This window comes from Leptospira sarikeiensis (genome assembly GCF_004769615.1).
In the GTDB taxonomy this organism is placed as follows: Bacteria; Spirochaetota; Leptospiria; order Leptospirales; family Leptospiraceae; genus Leptospira_B; species Leptospira_B sarikeiensis.
Genome location: NZ_RQGF01000014.1, coordinates 18,239 through 43,333 on the forward strand (window position 1 = coordinate 18,239; position 25,095 = coordinate 43,333).

The window sequence follows — 25,095 nt, forward strand, 5'->3', positions numbered from 1 at the left end:
ATGAATAAAGGTTATATTATTTGTGTCGATGATGAAGTGTCGGTTTTGGAGACTCTCCAGGAACAACTTCATAACGAATTCGGTAAAACTCACGAGATCGAAACAGCAAGAAGTGCGGAAGAGGCACTCGCTCTTTTGGATGAGATACAGGCTTCCGGCTTTGTGATCGAAGTCATCATCACGGACCAGGTAATGCCTGGAATGAAAGGAGCCGAATTCTTAGAGTCGGTCCATAAGATATCTCCGGATTCGATCAAAATACTGCTTACAGGTCAGGCCGGCCTAGATTCGGCTATCCATGCGATAAATTTCGGGGGATTGAGCAGATACGTGGAAAAACCTTGGAACATCGAGGATCTAACCAGAGATATCCGATCTTTGATAGATAAGTTCCGGCAGAACCTGGAGAATCAACATTTAGTCAATGAACTCAATAGAAGAATCAAGGACCTTGAAGAAGAAAACCGCAAATTGCAACAATCGGGAGAATGATTCCCTGTCCGTATTTCACACAGGAAAGATCCTTAGAAACGGACTAACCTGTCTAGTATTACTCTTTTCTTTTTTAATCCACGGAACTTCTAGTCTTTCCGCGAAGGAGGCACCTCCTAAGCCTAAATATACGGAAGAACAGATCCGTAAGAAGAAAGAAGTACTCTCCAAAGTTTTAAAATACGGTACAACAAAAGAAAGAGCCTCCGCACTCAGAGAACTGGAAGATTTCCCGAAGGAAGAAGCTGGAGAGCTATACGACCAAGTCGGAGTGATCCTTGGAAAAGATCCGGACTGGTCCATGAAAATTTATGCTCTTCGGATATCCGGTATATTAAAGCTAACTCAATTCGAAGATAAGATCATCGCTCTTCTAAAACATGACCAACAGGACGTTCAAAAAGAAGCGGTTTATGTTGTAAAAAAACTTAAATTCGATTCTGCAATCCCTACTCTAACAGAATTGCTAAAAAGCCAAGACTTTACTAAAAACACGAATTTCTTGATCGCTTTGATAGAAGCGTTCACAGAGTTTCCGCAAGCGAACGAGGCTTATTCCGTATTAGAAGCAAGATTCCAAGAGAAATTCAATGATCCGGAAGTAAGAGCACAGATCGCATTGTACTTCGGAAAAGTAAAAAACCCTTCTATAGAAAATGTGCTGATCACAACTGTAAAAGACGAGAAGGAACCGATTACGCTTCGCGCGTATTCGGTAAATGCACTAGGAAAGATCAAATCTACTGCGGCGATCACTCCCTTAAGAGAACTTTTGGAAAAGATCCGTGCATTAAAATCTAAGAACGATATCCAAGATTATCAGGCATTAAAGATCCATACGATCACCGCCTTAGTATCCTTAGGTGATAAAGAGATTATAGAAGAATTATATTCTTTTGCAAGGGACGACGACGCGATGGTTCGCTTAAGAGCGATCAAACATTTAGCGGAAACGGAAGATCCAGCTGTGATCGAAATTTTAGAATACAAAGCCCAAAGAGATCCGAGCGAAAAAGTAAAACGTGCGGCACAAAATGCATTAGATCAATTACGCAAAAAACTGGATCCAAGTTTTACACCAGTAGTGCCGGAAACAAAATCCTCTTCTACAAAGGAAGGCGGCACTAGAAAAGCAGGAGGCTCCTCTTCTTCTCGTAGGTCCAGACCAGGAAGCGGAGAAGGAGGATCCAATCCAGTTCCATTAAGTGGAGAGGGAGGAAGTACCGGAGGCGGTGGCGGAGGTTCTTCCGACTCTGGTGGATCATCCGGCGGATCTTCTTCCGGCGGAGGAAAAGGAGAATCGGAGGATCTGGAGAACGACTGAGGATGAAGATTCGACCTCTCCCATTTTGGATCTTATTGTTCGTTCTCATGATCATCGATGGGAGAAGGACCTCTGCGGAACCCGCAGGAAATACCTATCGAGGCACGATCACACTCCAAGATCCTAGGGCCTTAGATATTAAAGAAGCCTTAAGCGATTCTTCTCCAAATTATCCTGAGACTATTAAGTTATACTATCAAGGATTGAAGGAAAACTACGCAATCTTTTACGATTGGAACGGACATACTGTATATTATAAATACAGAGAAAACAAATTCGATAGAAGATTAAGAAAATACGTATCTAGATTAGCCGCCGGAGCTCCGTACGAAGTAACCGGAGAATACCAAGGGGTTTTAGTATTCGAAAACAAAACCATCCGAAGGTTCAAAAAAAAGGGAGAAGATACACTCGCGGATAAAAAAGAGAAACAATCCATTCCAGTCTTTCAACTCGTTAAGTATAGGGAACTGATCTTAGAGGAAATCATCTTTTGATCCGCCTAGTCTACTTTTCGATCTTTGCAATCTCTCTTTTATTCATCAGCTCACCTAATGATTCGGTCCCGTTAGATCCGGACCAAAAAGTCTATCAAGTTGGCGAAATTTTCACGGAAGAATTTATCAAAATCGATTTTCCGGAAAAAGCATTAGTCAGAACAGAATCCAGGAAAAGATGGAGAGCAGTTCCCTTAAAGGACCGTCCTTGGCTCGCAATTTGGAGAAAACTAGACAGAGTAGGAGAAGAAACGCTCGGAACCAAGGCACTTGAAGCGGTATTTGCAGGAACCACACCCGAAAAATTTACGATCTACCAAACGGAGATCCTAAGGTGGTCCAAGGAAGACATATCCGGAGGAAATCCATTACAGCTCTATTTTTTTCTACTCAGAAAAGGGGACAGTGCGTACACATTTTATATAGCATTCTATAAAGAACGCCAAGATCTAAAGGATTGGTTTTCCGATCCGAACAGATACCTAAAACCATAACTACAAAATCGACTTGCCCCCCACTCAGGTTCCCAAAAGATGGAGCCTCCGGGCCTATAGCTCAGTTGGTTAGAGCAGCAGACTCATAATCTGCGGGTCGAAGGTTCAAGTCCTTCTGGGCCCAAATTCCTTTCTAATTTACAATCATACATTCAATCAGGCCCAGAAGGACTTGAAGCTTTCGAGCGAAAGCGTTCATAGCAACCCATAGGGAGCGTAAATGAACGCGTGCCGAGTCCATGGATGGACGAAGGCGCGAGAAAGACGCCGTGGAGCAAAGTTTGCCAGGAAGGCAAACTGCGTAACGGCAAGTCCAAACCTTATCTCACATTGTTCATACATCAAAATCAGAATCTCCGGGTTGCAGGTGCAAATCCTCCGAGCCAAAATTCCTTTCTAATTTACAATCATACATTCAATCAGGCCCAGAAGGACTTGAAGCTTTTGCACGAAAGCATTCATAGCGACCCATAGGGAGCGTAAATGAATGCGCCGCGAGCCAGGGATGGCGAAGCGAGTGCAAAAGACGCCGCAGAACCAAGTCGAGCAGGATGCGAGACTGTGACGCGGCAAGTCCAATCCTTATTTGCCAAGCTTCAAATCCTTCACACTATGGTCAGCCTTATGCCAAATAGCTAAAAATTACTACTTTGATATAAATTTATAATATTCAAGACGAGCTTTAGATAAAACGATAACATTAAAAAAATGGAAACCGATAGATTAATTCTGAGAAATTGGGAAGAGAAAGATATCGATGACTTGATCGAAGGTCTAAATAACTTCAATATTTCGAAGTGGCTTGCGGTTGTACCTTTTCCTTATTTAAGAAAAGATGCGGAACAATGGATACACTATTGTATCAATACTGAAGCTAATAAAACCGGATATGAATTTTGCATTGAACTAAAATCAAATCAAAAAGTGATCGGTGGGATTAGCATTTCAAGAATCAACAAATTAAACGGAACAGCCGGTGGCGGGATATGGCTAAATGAAAATTTTCACGGAATGGGACTCGGAAAGGAGGCTTTCGCTGAAAAAATAAGATTTTCATTTGATGAATTAGGATTAAGAAAACTAGAAAATGGTTTCTTTGATGGAAACGAGTCATCCAAATCATTACAAGAAAGATTTGGCTACAAAATTGAAGGAAAAAGACGAAAGAAATACTTTTGTTTGGCAGACGGTGAGTTAAAAGATGAGATAATAACCGGTTTGCTCAAAGAAGAATGGATTAAATTATAAACTCGGCTACGAATGAACCTGGGATGCTCTCGATAACGCCTCCGGCTATCTCGAGCTTGCTCGCTCCCTTCGGAGTGACCCATAGGGAACGAGAAGGCGACTGCTTTAGCAAGTCGCTGCTATCCAATCGGATAGCAATCACCATAAGCTTTCATTAATACCAACAGTGTCGATTACGGGTCGCCGCGGCAGGGATACGCAGGGGAAGTCCGAAGGACCGGAGCGATAGCAAAGCCCGGAGTAGCCCGGTCTGAACGAAGTGAAGAGCCGCCCTATTATCTTATCCGCCTACCCCATGATCCAAAATAAATTTCAAGAACCATTCGATCGCAAAGAAGAGAAAAATACTTCCGGAGTAATATAATAAAAAGGTAATCCAGTTTTTTCTGGTCCCATAACCAAAGCCGAAGTAAACGAAAATAAGAATATGTAAAATATGCTGTATTCCAAAGATCAAATACAACCAATAATACGCCCGATCTAAATCGGAAAGATATCCATCAGGAAAACCTAAGAGAGATCTTTCGTAGAAGAGATATACAAGAAAAGCAAGAGAGCTAAGTCCTAAATAGATCGCAGTTGGTAAGATCCTTTTCTGAAACATATCCATAATTCATAAATTATTCCTATTTCAAATCTATAACAAGACATAAACCGATCAATGCGACAGAATAAGTTTAAAGAATTAGAATATTAGATCTTTCGCACTAGTTCCTTCAGTCTGTTTCTTACATTAAGCAGTCAAAAAATTTCCCTTTTGCTTGCCCTCCCAATTGAGATATTGTAAATTGTGTCAAAAAGAGCCAAGTAATGGAAAATTTGACACAATTTGTCTAAGGAGATTAGGGATGATCCAAAGCGTAGAAAAGATTTTTAGAGAATATTTCCCGATCCCGGAAGAAAGAAAAAAGACCGTCTTACTCGTAGAAGACGAAGCGATCATTGCTCTTTCTGAAACTCAAAGATTACAGAGAAACGGATTCAGAGTAATCTCCGCAAACTCATCAGAAGAAGCTGTGCAAATTGCAACTAACGATTACACAGTCGATCTGGTGCTAATGGATATCGATCTAGGCGGAGAGGAAGACGGCACAGATGCAGCGATGCAGATCCTAAAAATCAGAGATGTTCCTATCGTTTTTCTTTCTAGCCATACCGAGCCTGAGGTGGTGGAAAAAACGGAGAAGATCACATCCTACGGCTATGTAGTCAAAAATTCCGGAGAAACAGTTCTTATCGCGTCCATTAAAATGGCGTTCAAATTGTACGAGTCCCATCTTCGTTTAAAAAGAAGCGAAGAATCCTTAAAAGAAAATCAAGAATTACTAAAAGCAACCTTAAGATCTATCGGTGACGGAGTGATCTCTACTGACGAACTCGGGAATATCACAGACATGAATTACGTTGCAGAGAGCCTAACGGGTTGGTCTCCTAACGAAGCTGTTGGAGAGCCGATCGAACGAGTCTTTAAGATCGTAAACGCCAAGACAAGAAGAAGGATCCGAAATTCAGTCGAGCCCTTAGTCCCTAGAGGTAAGAACATGGGCTTAGAAAACGAAGCATTACTTCTTTCTAAAACAGGAAGAGAACATAGGATCTCAGAAAGTTCCGCACCAATCCGATCAGAGAAAGGTTATACAGTAGGCTCGGTCTTGGTCTTTCGAGATATATCTAAAGAATATTCTCTCTTAGAAAGCGTTAAAGAAAGTGAATCTAAGTTTAAGGCAGTTGCGAATGCCGCTCCCGTAATGATCTGGGTTTCCGGTTTGGACAAAAAATGCAATTGGTTCAACCAGACATGGTTGGATTTTACTGGTAGAAGTATGAGCCAAGAATTAGGTGATGGTTGGGCAGAAGGTGTTCATCCGAATGATCTGGAACATTGTATCCAGATCTACACTTCTCATTTCGAAGAAAGAAAACCTTTCAGCATGACATATCGTTTAAAAAATAAAAAAGGAGATTGGAGATGGATCCAAGACAACGGGGTCCCTATCACGAACGAGTCTGGCGTTTTTGCAGGTTTTATAGGTTCCTGCGTAGATATCACGGAGGCAAAGGAAGCATTAGAAACCTTATCCAAAGATCTTCATGAAAGAGAGTATTTGTTTAAGGAACTCCAACATCGTGTGAAAAATAGTATGACTATGATCAGTTCTATCATTGAGATAGAAGCGAGCAGAACCTCCAATCCGAAATTGGAAAGTATATTGGGGAGTATAGTCAACCGGATCCAGTCTGTCGGAAATTTATACGACCTACTCTATTCTTCCAATAATTCCCACACTGTTCGAATCGATACCTATATTAGAAAGATCACAAATACATTGCTTGCAGCTTTCAAAGAATCAAGTACCGGGATCCATTTAGATTTGGATATGGAAGAATTGGATGTGGATGTAAAATCCGCAATCCCTCTGGGTCTGATCGTAAACGAATTAATCACGAATGTTCTCAAATATGCATTCCCTAAAAATCAGAATGGAAAAATTTCAATTAAACTTTTCCAAGAAAATTCTTGGTTACATCTGATCCTTTCGGATAATGGAGTTCCTTTTCCAAAAGGATTCCGGACAGATTATTCCCCAGGTTTAGGACTCCAACTTGTTCATATGTTAGTCGACCAATTGAGAGGGAACATTCAATGGAAATTGAATGGAGAGAAAATAGTTTCTATTAGTATATCTTTAAAAGAAGATCAGTACTAATCCGATCTACCTATTTCCTGAACTTCAGATTTTCCGGTCCATTTCCAAAATTCTCGGCAAATTCGTCTCGAATTCCCGATTGCCAGCCTGCAGGCAGGAATGGAAACTTATACTATGGACCAGACCCTAGCCCGAAAGGTCAACCCCAGACCCCGCCGAAAAGGTGGAGCTTACGCCGTTGGAGCAGAGGATATTTATATTTTTCCTCTCTCCGAGAGTACAAACTTATTTCTACAGAAAGTATGGACCGCCTTCGTAAACAAAATGGTCTCCATGACCCTTCCAAATGGGAAACCCGTTTTTCAATATTCTGTTTTCGAAGCGATCCAAGATAAAAATCTAAAGATCGTCGCTTCTGCCACCCATTTCAGAATGAAACAGGTGACCGACAGGATAGGTTCCCAAAGTATCGAGGATTTCATTCGAAACACGATCCCGATCTCTATCCAGGATCCGGGAAATCTTTCAGCAAGATATTTGAGAGAAGCGATTCTCTCGGTGGAAAAGAAAGCAAGACCCGAAGTTTATTTTCATAGCTTGGATGACGAAAGGGTCCATCCGAACTTAAAACAACTTCTTACCAAGACCATGAACTATGCGGCAGGAATTCCCTTATTTATAAAAGGGTTTCCGATCGGAATGTTATGGGGGATCCGCAGGGACAATATGACTCCAGAACAGGAGGAAGAAGTCCGCCAACAATTATACAGCTTATACGATGTAGTCGATTTCGTGATTACCAGAGAAATGGGAGTCAAAGGAGATCCGTATTATGCGCGTAAGAATATAGAAAAATCGGATCTTCATTCCAGAGCGAAACATCTTTTCTATACTCGAGGTTTCGGACAAGAAGAGCCTGTTACTACCATCGTATTCGATTCTCATACCTACCAAAGATCTTATCGCCTGGATGCGAGTTTTCTCATCCCTTCCGGAGACGGATATTCCGTTAGTTTAAAAAGATTCGAGCCCAAAGATAGAAATGATACAGGGAAAAACCTTCTTTTAATCCCGGGTTTTTTTTGTAGAAGATCGGTAATGGACAAGGTAGCCAGAGAACTTTGCCTCAGACATGGATACAGAGTTTTCTCTATGGATATGAGGGGAAGATCCAGAAGGACACTACCTCTATTCGGAATACGAGAAGGCTGGACCGTAGATGATTTTATCCAAGAGGATTTTCCGGCTGTACTTGGTTGGATCCGAGATAATTTCCCGAACGAAAAATTAGTAGTGGTCGGCCATAGTATGGGGGGAATGATCCCTCGTTTTTATTCTTCCGCATATGAAGAGATCGTAAAACAAAAGCCGAATTCTCCGGTCCCTCTTCCTCGTCCGGAAGATGTGATCTCTGGAATTGTTTCCATCACTTCTCCGAACTTCGTAAGACTTCAGGCTCAAATTCCAGGATTGGATATTTTGAAGATGGGATTAAAACTAGTTCCTTCCAAAACGATCTCCGATTTTCTTTTCGATCTAACTTCTTTTTCTCTCCAAACAACTCTTCCTACAGTGGATCTGAATAAATTTTTCAAATTTCTTTTGGGATTACACTCTTCTCTCAGAGCTGTTTCTTTTGATCTTCATGCAAAAGTTGTCAACCTAAGAGATTTCGTGGGGTACAAACAGATCTCTCCACCGGAATGGTATTTTCTGATAGAAGATATTTTCTGCGAAGAATCCACTAAAGTGGTTCTACAATTTCTTCGTTCCCAATTGAGTCAGGACAGATCTTTCCTTTCTTACGATGGAAGTTTGGATTATACCGCGCTCCAAAAAAATCTGCAAATTCCTCTTTTTTCCGTTTTAGGTTCGGTGGACAAAGTGGTTCCGAGTGAGACGATCGAAGAAGATCTCGCAGCACTTCCTCACAAAAAAAATAAGATTCTTTCTTACGAACAGGGTCACTTAGGTATCGTTTTCCACATGCCTGTAGTGAAGGAAATGTGCGGAGAAATCGACACCTGGATCAAAGGATTGGACTCGACTTGAGCCCCAGGTTTAGAACGCTTGACATTTCGGGAAACGAAAGATAGGTTCAAATACTAGGAAATGGATCTTTTGGAAGCGACCATATATAATATCTCTCTCACGAATGTGGGCTTTGCCGTATTCTTGAAGGCAAAAGACGATTCGGATCAGAGGGTCGTTCCTATTTTTATCGGTCCGTTGGAAACTCATTCCATCACTTCCGTTCTGGAAGGCACAAAACCTCCTCGTCCGATGACCCATGATCTGATGACAATCCTTCTCACTACTCTTGGAGTTCAGATCGTAAAAATCGCGATCGAAGAGATCATCGACAATACTTTCTACGCAAAAATCACTCTGCGCAAAGACGAGGAATTGATCGTTCTAGACGCAAGACCTAGCGATTCTATCGCACTCGCGCTCAGAGCAAATGCTCCGATCTATTTGGCAAAAAAAGTGATCGAAGAGGCTGGGATCGTAATGAAAGACGATGAGATCCCTGGCGAAACCATCGGAAAAGAGAAAATTTCCCAACTTCCTAAATCCCAGTTGGAGATCCTACAGGACTCTTTAGACAATGCTCTAAAAGCCGAGGATTACGAAACAGCCGCAAAAATCAGGGATCAAATCCGTAAACTCCTAGAAAATCCTTCCTAATTTCTTCATAGGAATTGCTAAAAAATCGGTCGGGGATATTACAACCGGCTGGACCAATCCTCTTATATTCTATATCCTTGGTCCCCTCGGAGTACGATCATGGAAAAATCACTAATGGACATTCTAAATGCCGGAATCGCATTATTTCAATCTGGAGAAGATAAACTAAAATCAAGTCTATCCGATCTGGACAAGGCTTATCAGGAATTAAAGAATAAAGGAGCAGGAAATCAGTCCGAACAAGCTAATCGTCTCAGGGACCTGATCCAGAAGACTGTTATGGATGCTCAGGAAAAACTACTAAACGCAAATGAAAGTTCGAGAGCCGTAATCAGCCAACTCAAAGACAATTTCGAAAAGATATCCGTCCAGATAGACGAGTCCTTACCGGAAGAATTTAAAGCAAAGGCAAAATCGGCAATTGAAGAATTGAAAAAGCTCACTAAAAAATGAGATTCGGAAAATCTGATATACGGGGGCGGTTCGAAAAATTCGGGACAAAGAAACCAGGTCTCGGATACTAGCCCCCATGAGGAACCAATCCTTCATTTTAATTCTTACTGTCTTCATAGACATGATGGGATTTTCTCTCATCTTCCCTATTTTCCCCGAAACATTGAATCATTTTTTAGCGCAAGCCGGGGATCCTGTTTTGGATCTATTGGCAGGTTGGACTTCCCGAATTTTGGACGGAAGAACAAGTGATTGGAAACTTTTCGTAGCCTTGTTCGGAGGGATCGTAGCAAGTTTATATTCCATCCTACAATTTTTATTCTCCCCTATTTGGGGAAAACTTTCGGACACAACAGGAAGAAGACCTGTGTTAGTGTTCACTTGCACCGGTAGTTTTTTAGGATACCTAGTTTGGTTATTCTCAGGAAGTTTTTCCCTATTCGTTCTTTCCAGATTAGTTACCGGACTCATGGGAGGAAATATTTCCGTTGCAACTGCTGCAATGGCCGATTCAACTTCCGAGCAGGACAGGACGAAAGGAATGGGAATGGTAGGTGCCGGTATCGGACTAGGATTTATCGCAGGCCCTTCCATAGGAGGGATATTAGCTCATACGGACCCTTCTTATATACTACCTTTTCTTCCTTTAGAAAAAATGACTATATTCCCATCGGTCGCTCTTATGGCGACTGCAGCTTCTTTTGTGAATCTTCTGCTAATTCTTTTTAGATTTAGAGAAACTCTTCCTCACCATCTTAGAAAAAAATCGGAAGGTAGACTCCATCCTGCTCTTGGGATTTTTGACCTTGGTTCCAAAGAGATCATGTATGTAAGTTTCTTAAATTTATTCTTCTTACTGTTCTTTTCCGGATTCGAATTCTCTCTTAACTTTTATTTGGATCAGTTTTTAGGATTCAAGCCTGTTAGCATCGGTTACACATTCGTATATATCGGTTTGATCATCGTATTCGTACAAGGAGGCATCATACGTAGGATCAGTGGCAAAGTTGCAGAGACCAAGGTAGGGATCTTAGCCTCAATTTTTCTGATCTTAGGATTTTCTTTCTTATATTTTTCCAGCACCTCGGTCATAGCATCCGAGCAATCCAATTTTCTACTATTCGTCTCTTTGACATTTCTTGCGATGGGAAGCGCATTCTTAAATCCTTCAATCTCTTCAATCGTATCTCTATTCTCTTCCGCAAGCGAACAGGGAAAAAATTTGGGGCTTTTAAGAAGTTTAGGTTCTTTCGGAAGAGGGATCTCTCCGATCTTATTCAGCGTAGTGTATTCCCAAAAAGGACCTCAAACTTCCTTTTTGGTCTCTGGAATTTGCAGTGTGATCTTTTTAGGATTATTCCTATTAGTAAAACAGCCGAATTCTAAAAATTAAAGAACTGCTGTCAAAGCTTCCTTCAAACGGAAGAAGTGTAAGTTCTCATCCAATTTAGAGCCATTTTCCAATCTCAGAAGGAATGTGTCTCGAACTTGGCCTGAATCTGTAACCGCTTTAAAGGACAAAATATCTACTCCGAACAGAAATAGGATTTGGGAGATCTCGAACAGGATCCCCGGTCTATCTTCCATTCTAAGATCCATTACGGTAGAATCACTGATTTCCGAGTTGAAAAGGAAAATTTCAGGAGCAGTTTCTACCTTAGCTCTTAGACTTTCCATCTTTTCAGGATGAAGAGCCAGATAATTCATTACGGACATTCCCCCGTAAAATAACTCATGAAGATCCGCATGGATAGCGTTCAAATGTTCATCGGTCATAGGAGAACGATCAATTCGTTTAACAATAAAGATATCTTGTATATAACCGTCTGTGGATGTCTCGGCGATTGCCTCTTCTATATTCCACCCATGGACATATAGAACGGCCGTTACCCTATAAATAATTCCAATCTCATTTTTGGAAATATTCACTTTTAAGGCATAAGCCTCCCCTCTGGGGATACAAGAAAGGTGAAGCGGTTTTCCTGGGCTAGTAATCATAGGATACCTTTAATGCTAAATGCTGAATTCCTGAACAATATATCCAGTAGAATCAAGCCTTTCACATTGTATCTTTATTAATGCAAAAGGCGTGCCCTTTTTATATGTATATCTTAAAAAGTAAGAATTTTATACTTACCGTGCTCGTGAAAGCAACCTTATCAGGTGGCTATACTCATTCTCTTCGTGAAGCCGCTCTTCGAGCGACTACTATAAAGCGAATTTAATTCCTAGGTTTGCAGAATAGATCTTATCATCTGTAGCCATAGCTTCTGCAAGAACCTTGAACATCAGAATGTTCAGCTCGAAACCACCCACAAAGTAATTCATCTGAGTCCTTACTTCCGCAGAACCGCTAGTTCTCAAGGATAATGTTCCACCCGCATTCCCATTCATCTGTTGGATGACTTCAGGAGGAAGCCCGGAAGCATTCGCATCCAATGCAAGATATAACGGGCCACTAACTCCCAAATTCAATTTGGTATAACCTGTATTATTGGAGATTCCAGCTCCTGCAAATAATGTCAGTATGTAGAATAAGCGAACACCTGTCCTAATATCCACCGGCACCGATTGCACTCTAGATTGGTATGCAAAGTTTACATCTGCGTCCCATTTACCTGTTGCAGGACCAAATTCTACTTTAACAGCGTCGCTTCCCGTAGGTTGGTATCCAAGATTGATCTCTTCCCATTTTCTATGGAAACCGATCCCGAGACTAAGCCCCGTAAATCCGAAAAAGTCCAATCTAGTATAACGTTCTCTTAAAATTTGAAAGCGGACAGTCACTCCGAAACTATTCACATTTCCTGCAAGACGAAGGTCCTTGGAAGAAGCGGAATCCGTAAGAGATTTCAGATCTCCGGCACCGATATTTCCCTGAAATCCGTGACCATAGATATTGATACGATGTAAGAAGGATCTACCTGAAGAATTTTTATCCTTATCGTTCGCATCCGGTTGATCAGCCGGCCCTTGCCCTAGTAACCAACCTAAATTCACTCCCACCATAAAGCCCGGATTGATCGAAGCTCCTACGTTCGGGAATTTCGGGATAGCGATATCACCGTATTGGATATTAATATCATCTTTCTGGACTCCGGCAACACCGAGTCCCGCCCCTACTTGGAATCGGTTCACAGTTCCCGGTCCCATCATCGAGGCATTAATATTTGCAAGAACTGCTGCATCCGCCATCGATTTGGTAAGTTCGTTTAAATATTCCTTTCGGATCGTTTCCTCTAAGCCGTTAAATTGGGCGGCTGTTGAAGCAGGAATTAAAGTACAAACGTTATTTCCTGACGCAGGAGGAAGGCAAGAAACCTGGGCTTCCGCAGAAGAAACTGGGAAAAAATATAAGGAAGAAGCTAAAATAAGGAAGGCGGCGCCTTGAAAACACCGCCTAAGTTTACTCGATATAAGAGCCATTCGATCCATTCTACCTTTGGACGAGGGCAATTTCGAGAATATTTCAGAGTCCTAAACTACCACCAATAATTTCTTTCATGATTTCGGTAGTTCCCGCGTAGATCGTTTGGATCCTTGCATCCAAATACGCCCTTGCGATCGGGTACTCCATCATATATCCATAACCTCCGAAGAATTGGAGGCAAAGATCTGTATGACGTTTTTGCATTTCTGTGGAATAATATTTAGCCATAGAAGCCTCTACAGTTAATTTTTTTCCGGCGATATGCTCCGACACCACTTTGTCGACGAAAGTACGGCACATTTCCAGTTCCGTAGCCATTTCCGCCATTTGAAATTTGATATGTTGAAAACTTCCGATCTTTTTCCCGAACGCCATCCTCTCTTTAATATATTTTAGAGTCATTCTTTGAACGAGTGCAGTAGCTTCCACCGCCGCAATCGCTAGCACCAAACGCTCTTGAGCGAGTTTCATCATCAAATAACGGAAACCTTGTCCGTCTTTTCCGATTACGTTCTCTTTAGGGACTTTTACGTCGTTGAAGTATAATTCCGAGGTATCTTGGGCTTTTAGTCCGATCTTCTCGAGATTACGGCCTCTTTCGAAACCTTTCATCCCCTCTTCTATCATAACAAGTGAAATCGTACCGTTTTCATGTTTCACGGCAGTAATTACTAAATTTGCAAGCTGTCCGTTGGAAATAAATGTTTTTTGGCCGTTGACTAAATAATGGTCTCCCTTGTCCACGGCAGTAGTCCTGAGACTTTTTAAGTCAGAACCTGCTCCAGGTTCCGTCATAGCGACCGCTAAAATGCTGTCCCCTGTGCAACAACCAGGCAACCATCTCTTTTTTTGTTCATCATTTGCGTAAGCACTGATATAAGGAGCGATTACGTCATTATGTAAGGAGACAAAAAATCCGCTGTTCCCTGATCTTGAAGATTCTTCTATTACAACAACGTTATATAGAAAGTCTGCACCTGATCCACCGTATTCTTCCGGAACATCCGGGCAAAGAAGACCGCTTGCTCCAGCCTTCTTCCAAAGTTCTTTCGGGACCATTCCGACTTTTTCCCATTCATGATGATGAGGTGTAACTTCGGTTTCGAAAAATTTGCGTGTCATGTCCCGAAAAGCTTCGTGCTCTTCGGTAAATTGTAGGACTCTATCCATTTATATCCCCCCGCTTAATAGACGGTATTCATTCTCATGTAAACGCCGGGATTCCGTTTGATGTACTGGATGAGCTCGTTCTGAGAAATAGAAAACAATTCCGTTTCCGATTCCGCTTTGAACGTGTAGTTGGACACCAGTTTTTTGGAGATCGCATAGATCTCTCCTACGAAATCACCGTCCGTCAACTCGGCTAACTTCTTGCCTTGTTGGTATACGCTTACTTTTCCATGACGGATAATATATGCTTCGTGGTAAAACGCTTTTTCCGAGATAAGCACTGAACCTTTGTTCACCTTGGAAAGTCGCATAATCATCTCTAATTGAGTGACCTGATGGCTCGTAAGTCCTTTAAAATGGCGAGAATCGATCAAAGTTTTCCAAGAGTTGCTATCGCGAATGCTGTTCAGTCGAATTAGGTTTTGTCTTAGGTCAGTATTTCTAATAAACTGTAGGAACTTATTCTTTTCAATAGTGAGTGCTACTACATCCGTTTCTGCGTAAACATCTGCGGCACGAGGTAGATCCAAAACGAGAGATGCTTCTCCGAAATATTCGTATTGCCCGTATCGTTTAACCGGCGCTATATCCGAATCTCCTAAAAGTCCTTCGAACTTTACGTTTCCGGATGCAATGATATAAAATTTATCTCCAGGAGTTCCCTTCTTAATGATCTGATCCCCGCGTTTATATTTTTCTTCGCGAACGATCAGTAGGAATTCCTTCGCCTTCTCTATAGGGAATCCGCTGAAAATATCGATTTGGCTTAAGATATCGAGTAAGTTATACGCCTCCATATGTTTTGGAGGAGTAATTTCCGGATAAACAGTGTTCTCTATACCGAAACGAGCTAGTTTCAGTTTTGTGCCAGGAGGCATATCCGTTCTTGCGATATGATAGACTGTGATCTTTTCTTGGATCTCAGGAGGAAGACTTGCAAGATAGCTTACTCTTGTATGAAGAGGAGGAATTCCTGCCTCATGATAAATGATCCTTCTATCCCAAGGGAATTCTTTCAAAAATTTCCAGCGAGATTCAGGAAGAACTCCCTTTTCATACATCTTGTCGTGAACATCCGGTTCGTTCAAATGATCCGAAGTATACACGAAGGATTGATCCTGGAAGAAGAACTCGAAACCTACGGAAGGAATAGAATGTAATGCATAATGAAAATTGAATTCTCCCCCATTGATCATCGCAGGTCTTCCTATGATGATTTGTTGGAAATGGAAGAGTTCTAGTAATTCTTTACGCGGAATTTTTGTAAGTGCGGAATATTTGCGGATGAAACTTTCCATTACGGTCGCGGTCGCGTGAATGGTGATTTTAGTTTCTTCCATAATTTTTTGGAAGGTACCCGCGTCATGATCCGCATGACAATGTGTAAGAATAACGTGGTTAATAAGTTTCGGATTCACATTGGACATGCGAAGCCATTCCGTAGAATTCACAGGAGGATCCACCATGATCCCTTGGTGATTCAACCAAATGATAAATCCGGATGTATTGTCTTCCGGATCGAATCCATGAGAAGGTCCAAGACAGGTGATCCCGAGTAACGGAGCTTGGAAAGGTTCCTCTAGTCTATGACCGATCTCGTATTTGATATTAAATCCAACTTCTCCTGGGATCTCTGTTTCTTTTGTTCCGTCAGTGATCCTAAAATCTCCGGAAGGAAGTTTTCGAACTAAAACTTTTCCGAGATTTACCATATTATCTCTATCGAATACTTGGAAATCGACCACATCGTCTAGTCCCTTGTATCCTCTGAAATAACCCATCTCGGCTTTCATGTCCGGAAAACCGAAAGACTCGGCTCCGTTCAAATACTCGGATTCCAAATTGATCTCTTCCGGACCCATTAAGGATTCTTTAAGTACTGTGATGAGCTGATCTTTTTGTTCAGCCGTACATATGATCGTGGTCTTTTTTTGTCTTAAGAAGAAGTTGAAGTAGATCGGGAACTCAAGCTCCGCGGTGCTGATCCCTTTTTCTACATGGAAAAATTTATTAGGAAGTATAAATACCAGGGGAGTCTTTTTGTCGGCCATCGTATCTTTGATGGTCTCGGGAGGAGAGCCGATCTGGAAATAGCCTTCGCTTGTTTCGACTAGATAACCTCCTCTAGGAAGTTCTATATATCCCCTGGTTTGTTCTTTTAGCATGGAAAATTCCGCCGCAGTCGAGATCGAATTTTTTATTTATGTCTTTCGATGAAACTTTTGATTTGCGCCTTAGGAAGAGCCCCTATGATCTTATCCACCAATTGTCCGTCTTTAAAAAGTAGAAGTGTCGGTAAGGATTGGATATTTAATTTTTGAGCTGTATCTTGATTATCGTCTACGTTTAATTTTTTGATTTTTAGGATATCGTTCATTTCAGATGAAAGTTCTTCCAAAACCGGGGATACCATTCTACAAGGACCGCACCATTCGGCCCAGCAATCTACTAGAACCATTCCTCCGCCGATCTCGGAACTGAAAGTTGAATCATTAATTTCGGTCAATGCCATGTGCTAGATTTACTCCTGTTTTTTTCCCACTCTTTATAACAAATTGGACGGGTCTATTTCTTCTTTTTCTTCTTTTCCTTCTCAGCTTCTATCGCTTCTACCTTTTCTTTTAAGGATTCTATCAGGGTTTTGGTCTTTCCGAGGTCCTCTGTCTCCCCTGTTGTTTGGAGGATTTTGCGGTTTACCTCCAAAAGGGATATGGATTTTTTCAAATCCCCGGTGTCCTGGGTAGAAAGGTCGAATTTGGCGCGATACTCCTGGGCTGCGAAGTTACAAAGTTCCAGAATCAGATTATAATGTTCCTGTCTGGGATAATAAAACGGATTCTCTAAGTCTCTTTCCTTCTCAAAAGCCCGGAAGTCAAAAAGATTCTTACTAAGTATGGCGATTTTAAAATGGATCTCTGGAAAACTCCATTTCCATTTAGAGTTAGAGCCGAATGCCTCGATGGTATTCGTAGTACAGGTCCGAAGGCCCTTTACATAATTCAGCCTCTGAAGAGGATTAAACTCCAGGATTTTGGCAATAAGATCCTTATTCTCCCCTAAACCAGACTCGAAGTCGGTCCCGACCACTTTTTCCATAAAAGAGATCGCACTATAAATTTCTTTCCGTCCCTGATTCAAGTAGGTATCCGATTTTAGATCCAAAACCGCGACCGAGATCTCATTGATGAGAAGACAGGTATTTATGTTTTTGATAGAATTTAGAGAAAGAGCCACATTGAAGTAAGGTTCCATTTTCGGATCCTTTCTGGATTGGGCTTTGAGAAGATTTGCTTCTTTCTTTAAATCTTCCAAAAACGCCCGAAAATCCACGAGTTTCTCTTGGAATTCCTGCTTTTGTTCCTTGGTAAGAGCCATTCTAATTACACCTGCACATTGATCAAACTTCCGACAGAAAGGGCATACATATAATCGGCATTCGGAGTATTCTCCTCTTTTTTCCGATCTTCTTCTTGCTCGACCTCTCCCCCGGGTTCTCGAACAGGGAGAGGGACGGAGATTGAATCTAGGGGATTTGATTCTATTCTCATAAACTCGTCCTTTTCGCCATTCTAAGGAACTTTCGTCCCAATAGAATTATCGGCTTGTTCCTACTAACTATTTGACATATATTACTGAGGCAAAATCCTAACAAAGGAGACCATATATGTACGCACCACTTGCATTTTTAAATTTAGGCCCTTGGGAAATCTTTTTCATACTAGGTTTAGCTCTCCTGCTTTTCGGGGGCAAGCGACTTCCCTCTTTGGCAAAAGATTTAGGGGACGGAATTCGCCAATTCCGCAAATCTCTTTCCGGAGATGCAGAGTCAGAATCTGCTAAGATCCAAGAACCGGAAACAAAACCGACCCCAGCCCCTTCTTCTAACAAAAAATCCAAAAAATCCGCTTAATAACGCGATTTCGCACTGAGGACACAGAGTTCACTGAGATAGTTTAGGAGAAAATTCTCCGCATTGAAAACCTCTGTGTTCTTTCGCGAACTCTGTGCGAAACCTTATATTAATTCCGACCTTTCCATATGCCTGCTAAAAAAAAGATCCAAAACTCTCAGGAAAATCTAACTCCTTCTATCGAAGCATCCGAAGAATCTTTACCTCATGATCGTGAGAAGTATATGACTTTGGGAGAACACCTAGAGGAATTACGTTCCGTTCTCATTCGATCCATACTTGTATTTACTCTTTTTTTCATAGTGGCTCTGTATTTCGGGGAAGAACTCCATAAGTTAGTAATCAAACCGTATAAGAATATTCTAGGGGATTCAGCGACCTTCTATCAGATCAAATTGATGGCTCCATTCATGGTCTATTTACGGACCGGGTTTATGGTTTCCTTACTAATCACCTTCCCTTTTGTATTAGCATTCTTATGGGGATTTGTTTCCCCCGCTTTAGAACCAAAAACTGCAAGACTCGGAAAAGCTCTCATCGCATTTTCCACAGTACTATTCTGGCTGGGTGTTTGGTTATGCTGGGCTCAGGCATTTGAAAGTTTTCTAAAAATTTTCTTAGTCACAGTACGTCCTTTGGATATAGAAACTAGACTTCCTATAGACGAATACTACGACGTATTCTTTAATATGCATTTGATCTTCGGATTGTCTTTTCAACTTCCGGTGATCATGGTCCTTCTTGCAGCTGTCGGTATATTAAAACTTTCTTTCTTATTAAAACATTGGAGAGAAGCGTTTGTTGGGATCGCATTTGCTGCAGCGGTATTATCTCCGGGGCCGGACGTAATTTCCATGCTGATGCTCTTTGTTCCGCTCATCCTATTATTCGCAATTTCATTGGTGTTGATCGCAATTATAGAGAGGAAATAAACTTTGTTTCCGAACCTTCAGTCCAAACATAAATTAGCATTTGCTTCTTTTACCGCGGCATTCGTTCTATTTTTGTCGTATCTTCTTTTGGATGATTTTTTATTCGGAGAAGAGATCAGAAAAGAACTTAGAGCCTATGTTTGGGTTCGCTTATCCGTAGGTTTTATTTTTTCGGGTCTACTTGGAATTTTAACGTATTACTTGATCGGGCTCGGTTTTAAATCCTTAAAATCGCTCTCTCAACTCTTACAAAATTGGACCCAGGATGTATACGAGGATTCCGGAGAAACTGAAAGAGAAGACGAACTTGGAGAATTAGCTAGACATTTCAGGATCGCTCTCTATCAGAAAAAAGCGAAGGAAGAAAATTTCTCCCAAGAAGCTTTAAACAAAAGAGAAAGAGAACTTTCGGACAAGATCCAAATTTTTTTTCATAAGATCCGTTTGCATAAGATCAAAAATTTGGATATAACCGTTTTCCCTCGCACAAGTGATTCCAGTGAAACGGACTACGCAAATATCATTCCGACTGCAGACGGTTGTTTCGGGATCTTGGCGGGATTTCCAAACCATGGGGCGGTAGAATCTTCCATGAAGGCCAGGATTGAAGGCATGATCTCCTTGGCCCAGGAAACCACTGGGATGCGAGGAGAAGATCTTTTGTATAAGATAGATCGTTCTCTTAGGTCCACACCTATCTCTTATTTAAATTTGACCCTATTTTATCTAGAAACCCGTAATGGAGAAGCTGGAATTCTTCAATACCAAAAACTTCCTGCACTCGTCCATAAAAACGGTAAAACAACTTCATTACCGATCTCTAAACAAGTTTTTTACGATTTCAGAAACTCCACTCGCGATGTGAAAAAGATCCAAGTGAAGCCCGGAGAATTTCTGGTCTTCTTGAGCGATCGTCTGACTGAGATCACAAGTTCTGCCGGGGTTGCCCCACTTCTTATCCAACTCCAAAATTGGAGTTCCAACAGAGAATACAAAAACTCTAGAGAACTCACTTTGGACTTCGGAAGATTCCTGGAAATGGAAGCAGGTAAAAAAGGACTCTCCAAGGCAGCAATCCTGACAGTCGGTCGCGTGAGGGATTAGTTTCGCACTGAGAACACAGAGCACACAGAGGGTTTAACTTTCTCTGTGATCTCCGTGAACTCTGTGCGAAATATTAAGCAGACCAAGGGCTAATGTAAAATTTTGCGATTCGCAGAAAAAAGAAAAACAGTTCTTCTTGTAGTCTGTCTAATCCTCTGAAAAATCAGTTCGGAAAATTCTCCGGATCCGGTTTTTGAATTTCTTCCCCCCACTTGAAATTCATCCAATATTAAATCCAAAACGAGGAACAAAATGATTCCAACAAAAGGTTTTGCTGCAGCTACGGCCAAAGTTCCGCTAGCTCCATTCACTTTCGACAGAAGAGAAGCAAAAGACGAAGACGTAGTGATCGATATCAAATATTGCGGTATCTGCCATTCCGATATTCACCAAGCCAGAGACGAATGGGGAGGTTCAATTTTCCCAATGGTCCCAGGGCATGAGATCACTGGTGTAGTTTCTAAAGTCGGCTCCAAGGTCACTAAGTTCAAAGTTGGAGATAAGGTAGGAGTCGGTTGTTTTGTGGACTCTTGTAGAGAATGCCAATATTGCAAAAGCGGATTGGAACAATTCTGCGAAGGTGGAATGAGTGCCACTTACAACGGAAGAGAGCAAGACAAGAAAACTCCTACTTATGGTGGTTATTCCGACAAGATCGTCGTAGCTCAAGATTATGTTTTGAGAATTCCGGACAATCTTCCTTTGGATGCTGCTGCTCCACTTCTTTGTGCAGGGATCACTCTTTACTCTCCTTTAGCTCATTGGAAAGCGGGTCCAGGTAAAAAAGTTGCGATCATCGGTTTAGGTGGTCTAGGCCATATGGGAGTTAAGATCGCTCATGCTTTAGGAGCAGAAGTAACAGTTCTCAGCCAATCCAATAAAAAAGAAGCGGATGCGAAACGTCTAGGCGCAGATCATTTTTATGCAACTTCTGAGAAGAACACTTTTACGAAGTTAAGAGGAAGTTTTGATCTCATCATCAATACGGTTTCTATGTCTATGGATTGGAATCTTTACTTAAGTCTTCTTAGAGTAGACGGCTCTATGGTGGTTGTAGGAGTTCCGGAAGATCAGGTCCCAATCGGAGCATTCTCCTTGATCGGTGGCCGCAAAAGTCTTGCTGGTTCTCTTATTGGAGGGATCCAAGAAACACAAGAGATGTTGGATTTCTGCGGAAAACATAATATCACCAGTGATATCGAGCTAATCCCGATCCAAAAAGTAAACGAGGCCTACGAGAGAGTGGTCAAAAGTGATGTGCGCTACAGATTTGTGATCGATATCGCTAGTTTAAATTAATTTAAAGTTTCGCACGGAGTTCACGAAGAACACAGAGTTTATAAAGCCTCTCTCCGTGACCTCAGTGCGAAATCTGTTCTTAAGCGATTTTTGGTTCTTTTTTCAGAATGAGTTTAGGTGGCTTGGTTCCAGCAACCGCTTCTTCAGTAATGATAACTTCTTCCACATCTTTGCGAGAAGGAATTTCATACATTAGATCTAGCATCAGATTTTCTACGATTGCACGTAGTCCGCGAGCACCGGACTCTCTTTCTATTGCAAGCTGAGCGATCTTCTCGATTGCAGCTTCTTCGAAGGAAAGTTTTACATTTTCCATTTCTAGGATCTTGGTGTACTGACGAAGAATTGCGTTTTTAGGCTCTCTGAAAATACGTTTGAGCATTTCTACACTCAAATCTTGGAGAGTAGCGATCACAGGCATACGACCGATGAACTCCGGGATGAGTCCGAACTTCATCAAATCTTCCGGGATCACTCGAGCAAGGATCTCTCCTTTACTTTCGTCTCGAAGGATCTTGCCGTCTTTTTCATCGCTACCGAATCCGATCGTTTTCACACCGGTCCTGGTTTTGATGATATTGTCCAGGTCTACGAAAGCTCCACCCAAGATGAATAGGATATTTTTGGTATCCACTTGTAGATATTCTTGGTGAGGGTGTTTTCTTCCGCCCTGAGGAGGAACGTTTGCAACTGTTCCTTCTATAATTTTTAATAATGCTTGTTGGACACCTTCCCCACTCACGTCTCGAGTGATGGAAGCGCTGTCTGATTTGCGAGCGATCTTATCTACTTCGTCTATGTAGATGATCCCGATCTCCGCTTTTTTGATATCGTTATCAGCGTTTTGGATCAGTTTAAGAATGATATTTTCTACGTCTTCTCCCACATAACCTGCTTCGGTTAATGCGGTCGCGTCTACGATCGCAAAAGGAACTTTTATGATCTTAGCAAGAGTTTGTGCAAGAAGTGTTTTTCCGGAACCTGTAGGCCCGATCAAAAGAATATTCGATTTTTCTAATTCGATATCAGCTTTTTTGTCTTTAAGATAAATTCGTTTGTAGTGGTTATAAACTGCAACAGAAAGAGCTTTTTTAGCATGATCTTGACCGATCACATACTGGTCCAGGATCGCTTTGATTGCTGCAGGATTTGGGACCTCGCCCAAGAGTTCCGTGCGTTCTTTTTCCTGCTCGGGCTCTTCGGCGATGATCTCGTTACAAAGAGAAATACACTCGTCGCAAATATAAACACCGGGACCTGCAACCAGACGTTTTACGGAGTCTTGTTCTTTTCCGCAAAACGAACAAAATAATTTTTGCTTATTATTGGTTCCGGTCGGTTTCTTTGCCACGGGATCCCCCTATCAGTTCTTTTGACGCTCTATAGAAATTACGGAATCGATAATCCCGTACTTTTGGGCTTCTTCCGGAGTCATGTAAAGGTCCCTTTCGGTATCCTTTTGCACTTCTTCCACCGATTTGCCCGTATGTTTCGCGTACAAGCCGTTCAACACCTGCTTCAGTTTCAAAACTTCCTTCGCTTGGATCGCGATATCGGAAGCTTGTCCGGTAGCTCCTCCGGTAGGCTGGTGCATCATAATTCTGGAATGAGGAAGAGCGGATCTTTTGCCCTTTGCCCCACCAGCAAGTAGAAGCGCAGCCATGGAAGACGCTTGCCCGATACAAAGGGTACGAACGTCAGCCTTAATATACTGCATAGTATCGTAAATGGCAAGCCCGGAAGATACGTAACCACCCGGAGAATTGAGATAAAGATAAATATCTCTGTCCGGATTTTCCGCATCCAGGAACAAAAGTTGGGCGATGATTACGTTCGCGTAATCATCCGAAATCGCGTCACCTAGAAAGATAATTCTGTCTTTTAAGAGGCGGGAAAATACGTCATACCGCATCTCACCTCTACCGGTTTGCTCTATAACTGTGGGAATTATTGCCATACTTCTCCAGTTTCCTTATTTGAAAGGAATTCCTTTAGCTGACGGATACTCATCTTCTCGTTGTATTTCTTTTCTACAAGCTGGAAGAGGGTATCGTCTATCTTTTTTGCTAAAAAATTGTCCCGGTAAGTTTCCAGAAGTTTACCTTTTTCCAACTCTTTTTTAAAATCGGCGTCCGGCATACCGTATCTTGAGGCAAGAGACTCGATTTCCTTGTCGAAATCATCCTCTGTCAGAACGATATTTTCTGCCGCAGCCAATTTCTGTCTGGAGAAGTATCCCTTAAGTCGGTTTTCTGCGATGGTCTTGAAGGATTCTTTGACTTCCTCCAAAGGTTTTCCGACCATTTCCGCGTATTTTTCGATCGTAGGAAGATGTTCTTTTGGGATCCGAGCTCCCTGTCTTCCACCTAGAGCGTCTTGGATCATGTTTTGGTACACATGTTCAGACTCTTCGGTGATATAAGAATCCGGGAAAACGAACTTGGAATCAGCAACCAATTCCTTGTAGATTTCTTCCATCTTCTTGGATTTTACGGCTTCGGTATAATTTTTCTGTAAATCTGTTTTGATCTTATCTTTCAAAACTTGTAGAGAAGCAGAACCGTCGTATTCGCTCGCGAGGTCATCGTCTAACTCCGGTAAAACTTCCTTGTAGATAGCCTTTAGGGTCATCGCGAAGTCCATTTTTTTACCTGCGAGATCTTCTCTTGCATAATCAGTAGGATAAGTATAAGAGAAATCTTTTGTCTCTCCAGTCTTGATCCCGTAAAGATGATCATCGAAACCAGGAAGATTATTCGGTTCTCCTAATTTATAATCGCTAGAACCGTTCTTCGCGTTTTTGGCTTCTAAGCCCTCTTCTTTCACTTCGAATTCCATGTCCACGATATCGCCGACTTCTGCACCTTCGGAAGGTTCTCTGAGAAGTTTGCGAGCAAGTTGTTTACGGACGAATTGAAGTTCTTCTACCACATCCTCGTCAGTGACTTGGACTTCCGGAAGTTTGATCTTGATCTTTTTATATTTTCCTAAACTAACTTCAGGATCCGTATCATAGACCGCGGTGGCCACGAGACTTTTTCCCGGAACATAGTCCTCTACAGTGAATTTAGGAAAACGGACCATCTTATGCTCCAACTTTCCTGAAAGTTCGCTGATCGATTCTACAAGAAGAAGGTTGATCGCGTCGTTTGCGACCGAGTCTCCTAAATGGCGTTTGACCATTTCGATAGGAGCCTTGCCGGGACGAAAGCCCGGGATCTTGAGATCCTTCTGTTTTTCTTGATACGCCTTTTCGAACGCTTTTTCTAAGTCGCTCTTATCAAAGGTCAATTTTAACTCTACGGATGCGTTTTGATTTTTCTTAGTCTTGAATTCCATTGTCTTCAGAAGACAGAAGGCGGGGGACTGTAAGACAGAATTCTAATACTTGTCGGTTTTGGTCCAA

The 25,095-nt window shown here is 41.8% G+C and carries 25 protein-coding genes and 1 tRNA gene; 15 read left to right on the forward strand and 11 right to left on the reverse strand.

Annotated elements, in window-relative coordinates; all coding sequences use genetic code 11:
• From EHQ64_RS07345 to EHQ64_RS07370, 6 genes are all read left to right on the forward strand, one after another.
• Complete coding sequence (locus EHQ64_RS07345) at nt 1–492, forward strand: response regulator (protein WP_135648844.1); 492 nt, start codon at nt 1–3, stop codon at nt 490–492.
• Complete coding sequence (locus tag EHQ64_RS07350) at nt 425–1,816, forward strand: HEAT repeat domain-containing protein (RefSeq protein ID WP_135648845.1); 1,392 nt, start codon at nt 425–427, stop codon at nt 1,814–1,816. Before EHQ64_RS07345 ends, EHQ64_RS07350 begins: the two co-directional genes overlap by 68 nt.
• A 2-nt stretch (nt 1,817–1,818) precedes the next feature.
• On the forward strand, nt 1,819–2,313 hold the full coding sequence (locus EHQ64_RS07355; RefSeq protein WP_135648846.1) for an LIC_11959 family protein: 495 nt from the start codon (nt 1,819–1,821) through the stop codon (nt 2,311–2,313).
• A complete protein-coding gene (locus EHQ64_RS07360; protein WP_135648847.1) occupies nt 2,310–2,807 on the forward strand; it encodes a hypothetical protein in 498 nt (165 codons plus the stop codon). Before EHQ64_RS07355 ends, EHQ64_RS07360 begins: the two co-directional genes overlap by 4 nt.
• Before the next feature lie 50 nt (nt 2,808–2,857).
• Nucleotides 2,858–2,931 (forward strand) — tRNA-Ile (locus EHQ64_RS07365).
• 584 nt (nt 2,932–3,515) lie between these two features.
• Complete coding sequence (locus EHQ64_RS07370) at nt 3,516–4,055, forward strand: GNAT family N-acetyltransferase (protein WP_135648848.1); 540 nt, start codon at nt 3,516–3,518, stop codon at nt 4,053–4,055.
• A 280-nt stretch (nt 4,056–4,335) separates the two neighbouring features.
• On the opposite strand, the gene EHQ64_RS07375 is transcribed toward EHQ64_RS07370, so the two are convergent.
• Entirely contained in the window at nt 4,336–4,665 is a 330-nt protein-coding gene (locus EHQ64_RS07375) for a hypothetical protein (RefSeq protein WP_135648849.1), read from the reverse strand.
• Nucleotides 4,666–4,903: 238 nt separating this feature from the next.
• On the opposite strand from EHQ64_RS07375, the gene EHQ64_RS07380 reads away from it, so the two are divergent.
• The 5 genes from EHQ64_RS07380 (at nt 4,904) to EHQ64_RS07400 (ending at nt 11,237) form a co-directional block, all read left to right on the forward strand.
• Nucleotides 4,904–6,763, forward strand: coding sequence for a PAS domain S-box protein (locus EHQ64_RS07380; RefSeq protein WP_135648850.1), 1,860 nt, complete (start codon nt 4,904–4,906; stop codon nt 6,761–6,763).
• A 114-nt stretch (nt 6,764–6,877) separates the two neighbouring features.
• Complete coding sequence (locus EHQ64_RS07385) at nt 6,878–8,755, forward strand: alpha/beta fold hydrolase (protein WP_135648851.1); 1,878 nt, start codon at nt 6,878–6,880, stop codon at nt 8,753–8,755.
• A 60-nt stretch (nt 8,756–8,815) separates the two neighbouring features.
• Nucleotides 8,816–9,391, forward strand: coding sequence for a bifunctional nuclease domain-containing protein (locus tag EHQ64_RS07390; protein ID WP_008592198.1), 576 nt, complete (start codon nt 8,816–8,818; stop codon nt 9,389–9,391).
• Nucleotides 9,392–9,490: 99 nt separating this feature from the next.
• Nucleotides 9,491–9,844: a phasin-related domain-containing protein gene (locus EHQ64_RS07395; RefSeq protein ID WP_135648852.1), complete on the forward strand. Its 354-nt coding sequence runs from the start codon at nt 9,491–9,493 to the stop codon at nt 9,842–9,844.
• Between the two features lie 76 nt (nt 9,845–9,920).
• Nucleotides 9,921–11,237 carry an MFS transporter gene (locus EHQ64_RS07400; protein WP_135648853.1) on the forward strand — a complete coding sequence of 439 codons (1,317 nt, stop codon included), beginning with the start codon at nt 9,921–9,923 and terminating at the stop codon, nt 11,235–11,237.
• Here EHQ64_RS07400 and EHQ64_RS07405 read toward each other — a convergent pair.
• The 7 genes from EHQ64_RS07405 to EHQ64_RS20185 all read right to left on the reverse strand — a co-directional run bounded on the left by EHQ64_RS07405 (nt 11,234) and on the right by EHQ64_RS20185 (nt 17,992).
• The gene (locus EHQ64_RS07405; RefSeq protein ID WP_135648854.1) at nt 11,234–11,842 is read right to left on the reverse strand and encodes a hypothetical protein; all 609 of its coding nucleotides are present in this window, start codon (nt 11,840–11,842) and stop codon (nt 11,234–11,236) included. The genes EHQ64_RS07400 and EHQ64_RS07405 overlap by 4 nt on opposite strands.
• A 210-nt stretch (nt 11,843–12,052) precedes the next feature.
• Nucleotides 12,053–13,279 (reverse strand): Lsa36 family surface (lipo)protein, encoded by a 1,227-nt coding sequence (locus EHQ64_RS07410; RefSeq protein ID WP_135648855.1) that lies wholly within the window; start codon nt 13,277–13,279, stop codon nt 12,053–12,055.
• A 34-nt stretch (nt 13,280–13,313) separates the two neighbouring features.
• Nucleotides 13,314–14,444: an acyl-CoA dehydrogenase family protein gene (locus tag EHQ64_RS07415; protein WP_135648856.1), complete on the reverse strand. Its 1,131-nt coding sequence runs from the start codon at nt 14,442–14,444 to the stop codon at nt 13,314–13,316.
• 14 nt (nt 14,445–14,458) lie between these two features.
• Entirely contained in the window at nt 14,459–16,609 is a 2,151-nt protein-coding gene (locus tag EHQ64_RS07420) for a cAMP/cGMP-dependent 3',5'-cyclic-AMP/GMP phosphodiesterase (protein WP_135648857.1), read from the reverse strand.
• 32 nt (nt 16,610–16,641) lie between these two features.
• Nucleotides 16,642–16,956 carry a thioredoxin gene (gene trxA / locus EHQ64_RS07425; protein ID WP_135648858.1) on the reverse strand — a complete coding sequence of 105 codons (315 nt, stop codon included), beginning with the start codon at nt 16,954–16,956 and terminating at the stop codon, nt 16,642–16,644.
• Between the two features lie 53 nt (nt 16,957–17,009).
• The gene (locus tag EHQ64_RS07430; RefSeq protein WP_135648859.1) at nt 17,010–17,819 is read right to left on the reverse strand and encodes a hypothetical protein; all 810 of its coding nucleotides are present in this window, start codon (nt 17,817–17,819) and stop codon (nt 17,010–17,012) included.
• Nucleotides 17,820–17,824: 5 nt separating this feature from the next.
• Nucleotides 17,825–17,992 (reverse strand): hypothetical protein, encoded by a 168-nt coding sequence (locus tag EHQ64_RS20185; protein WP_167882373.1) that lies wholly within the window; start codon nt 17,990–17,992, stop codon nt 17,825–17,827.
• 116 nt (nt 17,993–18,108) lie between these two features.
• Between EHQ64_RS20185 and EHQ64_RS07435 the strand changes: the two genes are divergently transcribed.
• The 4 genes from EHQ64_RS07435 to EHQ64_RS07450 all read left to right on the forward strand — a co-directional run bounded on the left by EHQ64_RS07435 (nt 18,109) and on the right by EHQ64_RS07450 (nt 21,689).
• The gene (locus tag EHQ64_RS07435; protein WP_135648860.1) at nt 18,109–18,354 is read left to right on the forward strand and encodes a Sec-independent protein translocase subunit TatA/TatB; all 246 of its coding nucleotides are present in this window, start codon (nt 18,109–18,111) and stop codon (nt 18,352–18,354) included.
• Between the two features lie 128 nt (nt 18,355–18,482).
• Nucleotides 18,483–19,286, forward strand: coding sequence for a twin-arginine translocase subunit TatC (gene tatC, locus EHQ64_RS07440; RefSeq protein ID WP_135648861.1), 804 nt, complete (start codon nt 18,483–18,485; stop codon nt 19,284–19,286).
• 3 nt (nt 19,287–19,289) lie between these two features.
• The gene (gene rktP, locus EHQ64_RS07445) at nt 19,290–20,390 is read left to right on the forward strand and encodes an Arg-Lys translocation region protein phosphatase RktP (protein ID WP_135648862.1); all 1,101 of its coding nucleotides are present in this window, start codon (nt 19,290–19,292) and stop codon (nt 20,388–20,390) included.
• Nucleotides 20,391–20,642: 252 nt separating this feature from the next.
• Entirely contained in the window at nt 20,643–21,689 is a 1,047-nt protein-coding gene (locus EHQ64_RS07450) for an NAD(P)-dependent alcohol dehydrogenase (protein ID WP_135648863.1), read from the forward strand.
• A gap of 79 nt (nt 21,690–21,768) precedes the next feature.
• Here the strand turns inward: EHQ64_RS07450 and clpX are convergent, their stop codons facing one another.
• The 3 genes from clpX to tig are packed head-to-tail and all read right to left on the reverse strand — an operon-like array spanning nt 21,769 to nt 25,028.
• Nucleotides 21,769–23,040, reverse strand: a complete 1,272-nt coding sequence (gene clpX, locus EHQ64_RS07455; RefSeq protein ID WP_135648864.1) for an ATP-dependent Clp protease ATP-binding subunit ClpX — start codon at nt 23,038–23,040, stop codon at nt 21,769–21,771.
• A 12-nt stretch (nt 23,041–23,052) separates the two neighbouring features.
• On the reverse strand, nt 23,053–23,646 hold the full coding sequence (gene clpP / locus EHQ64_RS07460; protein ID WP_008592146.1) for an ATP-dependent Clp endopeptidase proteolytic subunit ClpP: 594 nt from the start codon (nt 23,644–23,646) through the stop codon (nt 23,053–23,055).
• Nucleotides 23,637–25,028: a trigger factor gene (gene tig / locus EHQ64_RS07465; protein ID WP_135648865.1), complete on the reverse strand. Its 1,392-nt coding sequence runs from the start codon at nt 25,026–25,028 to the stop codon at nt 23,637–23,639. Before tig ends, clpP begins: the two co-directional genes overlap by 10 nt.
• Nucleotides 25,029–25,095 lie beyond the last annotated feature (67 nt).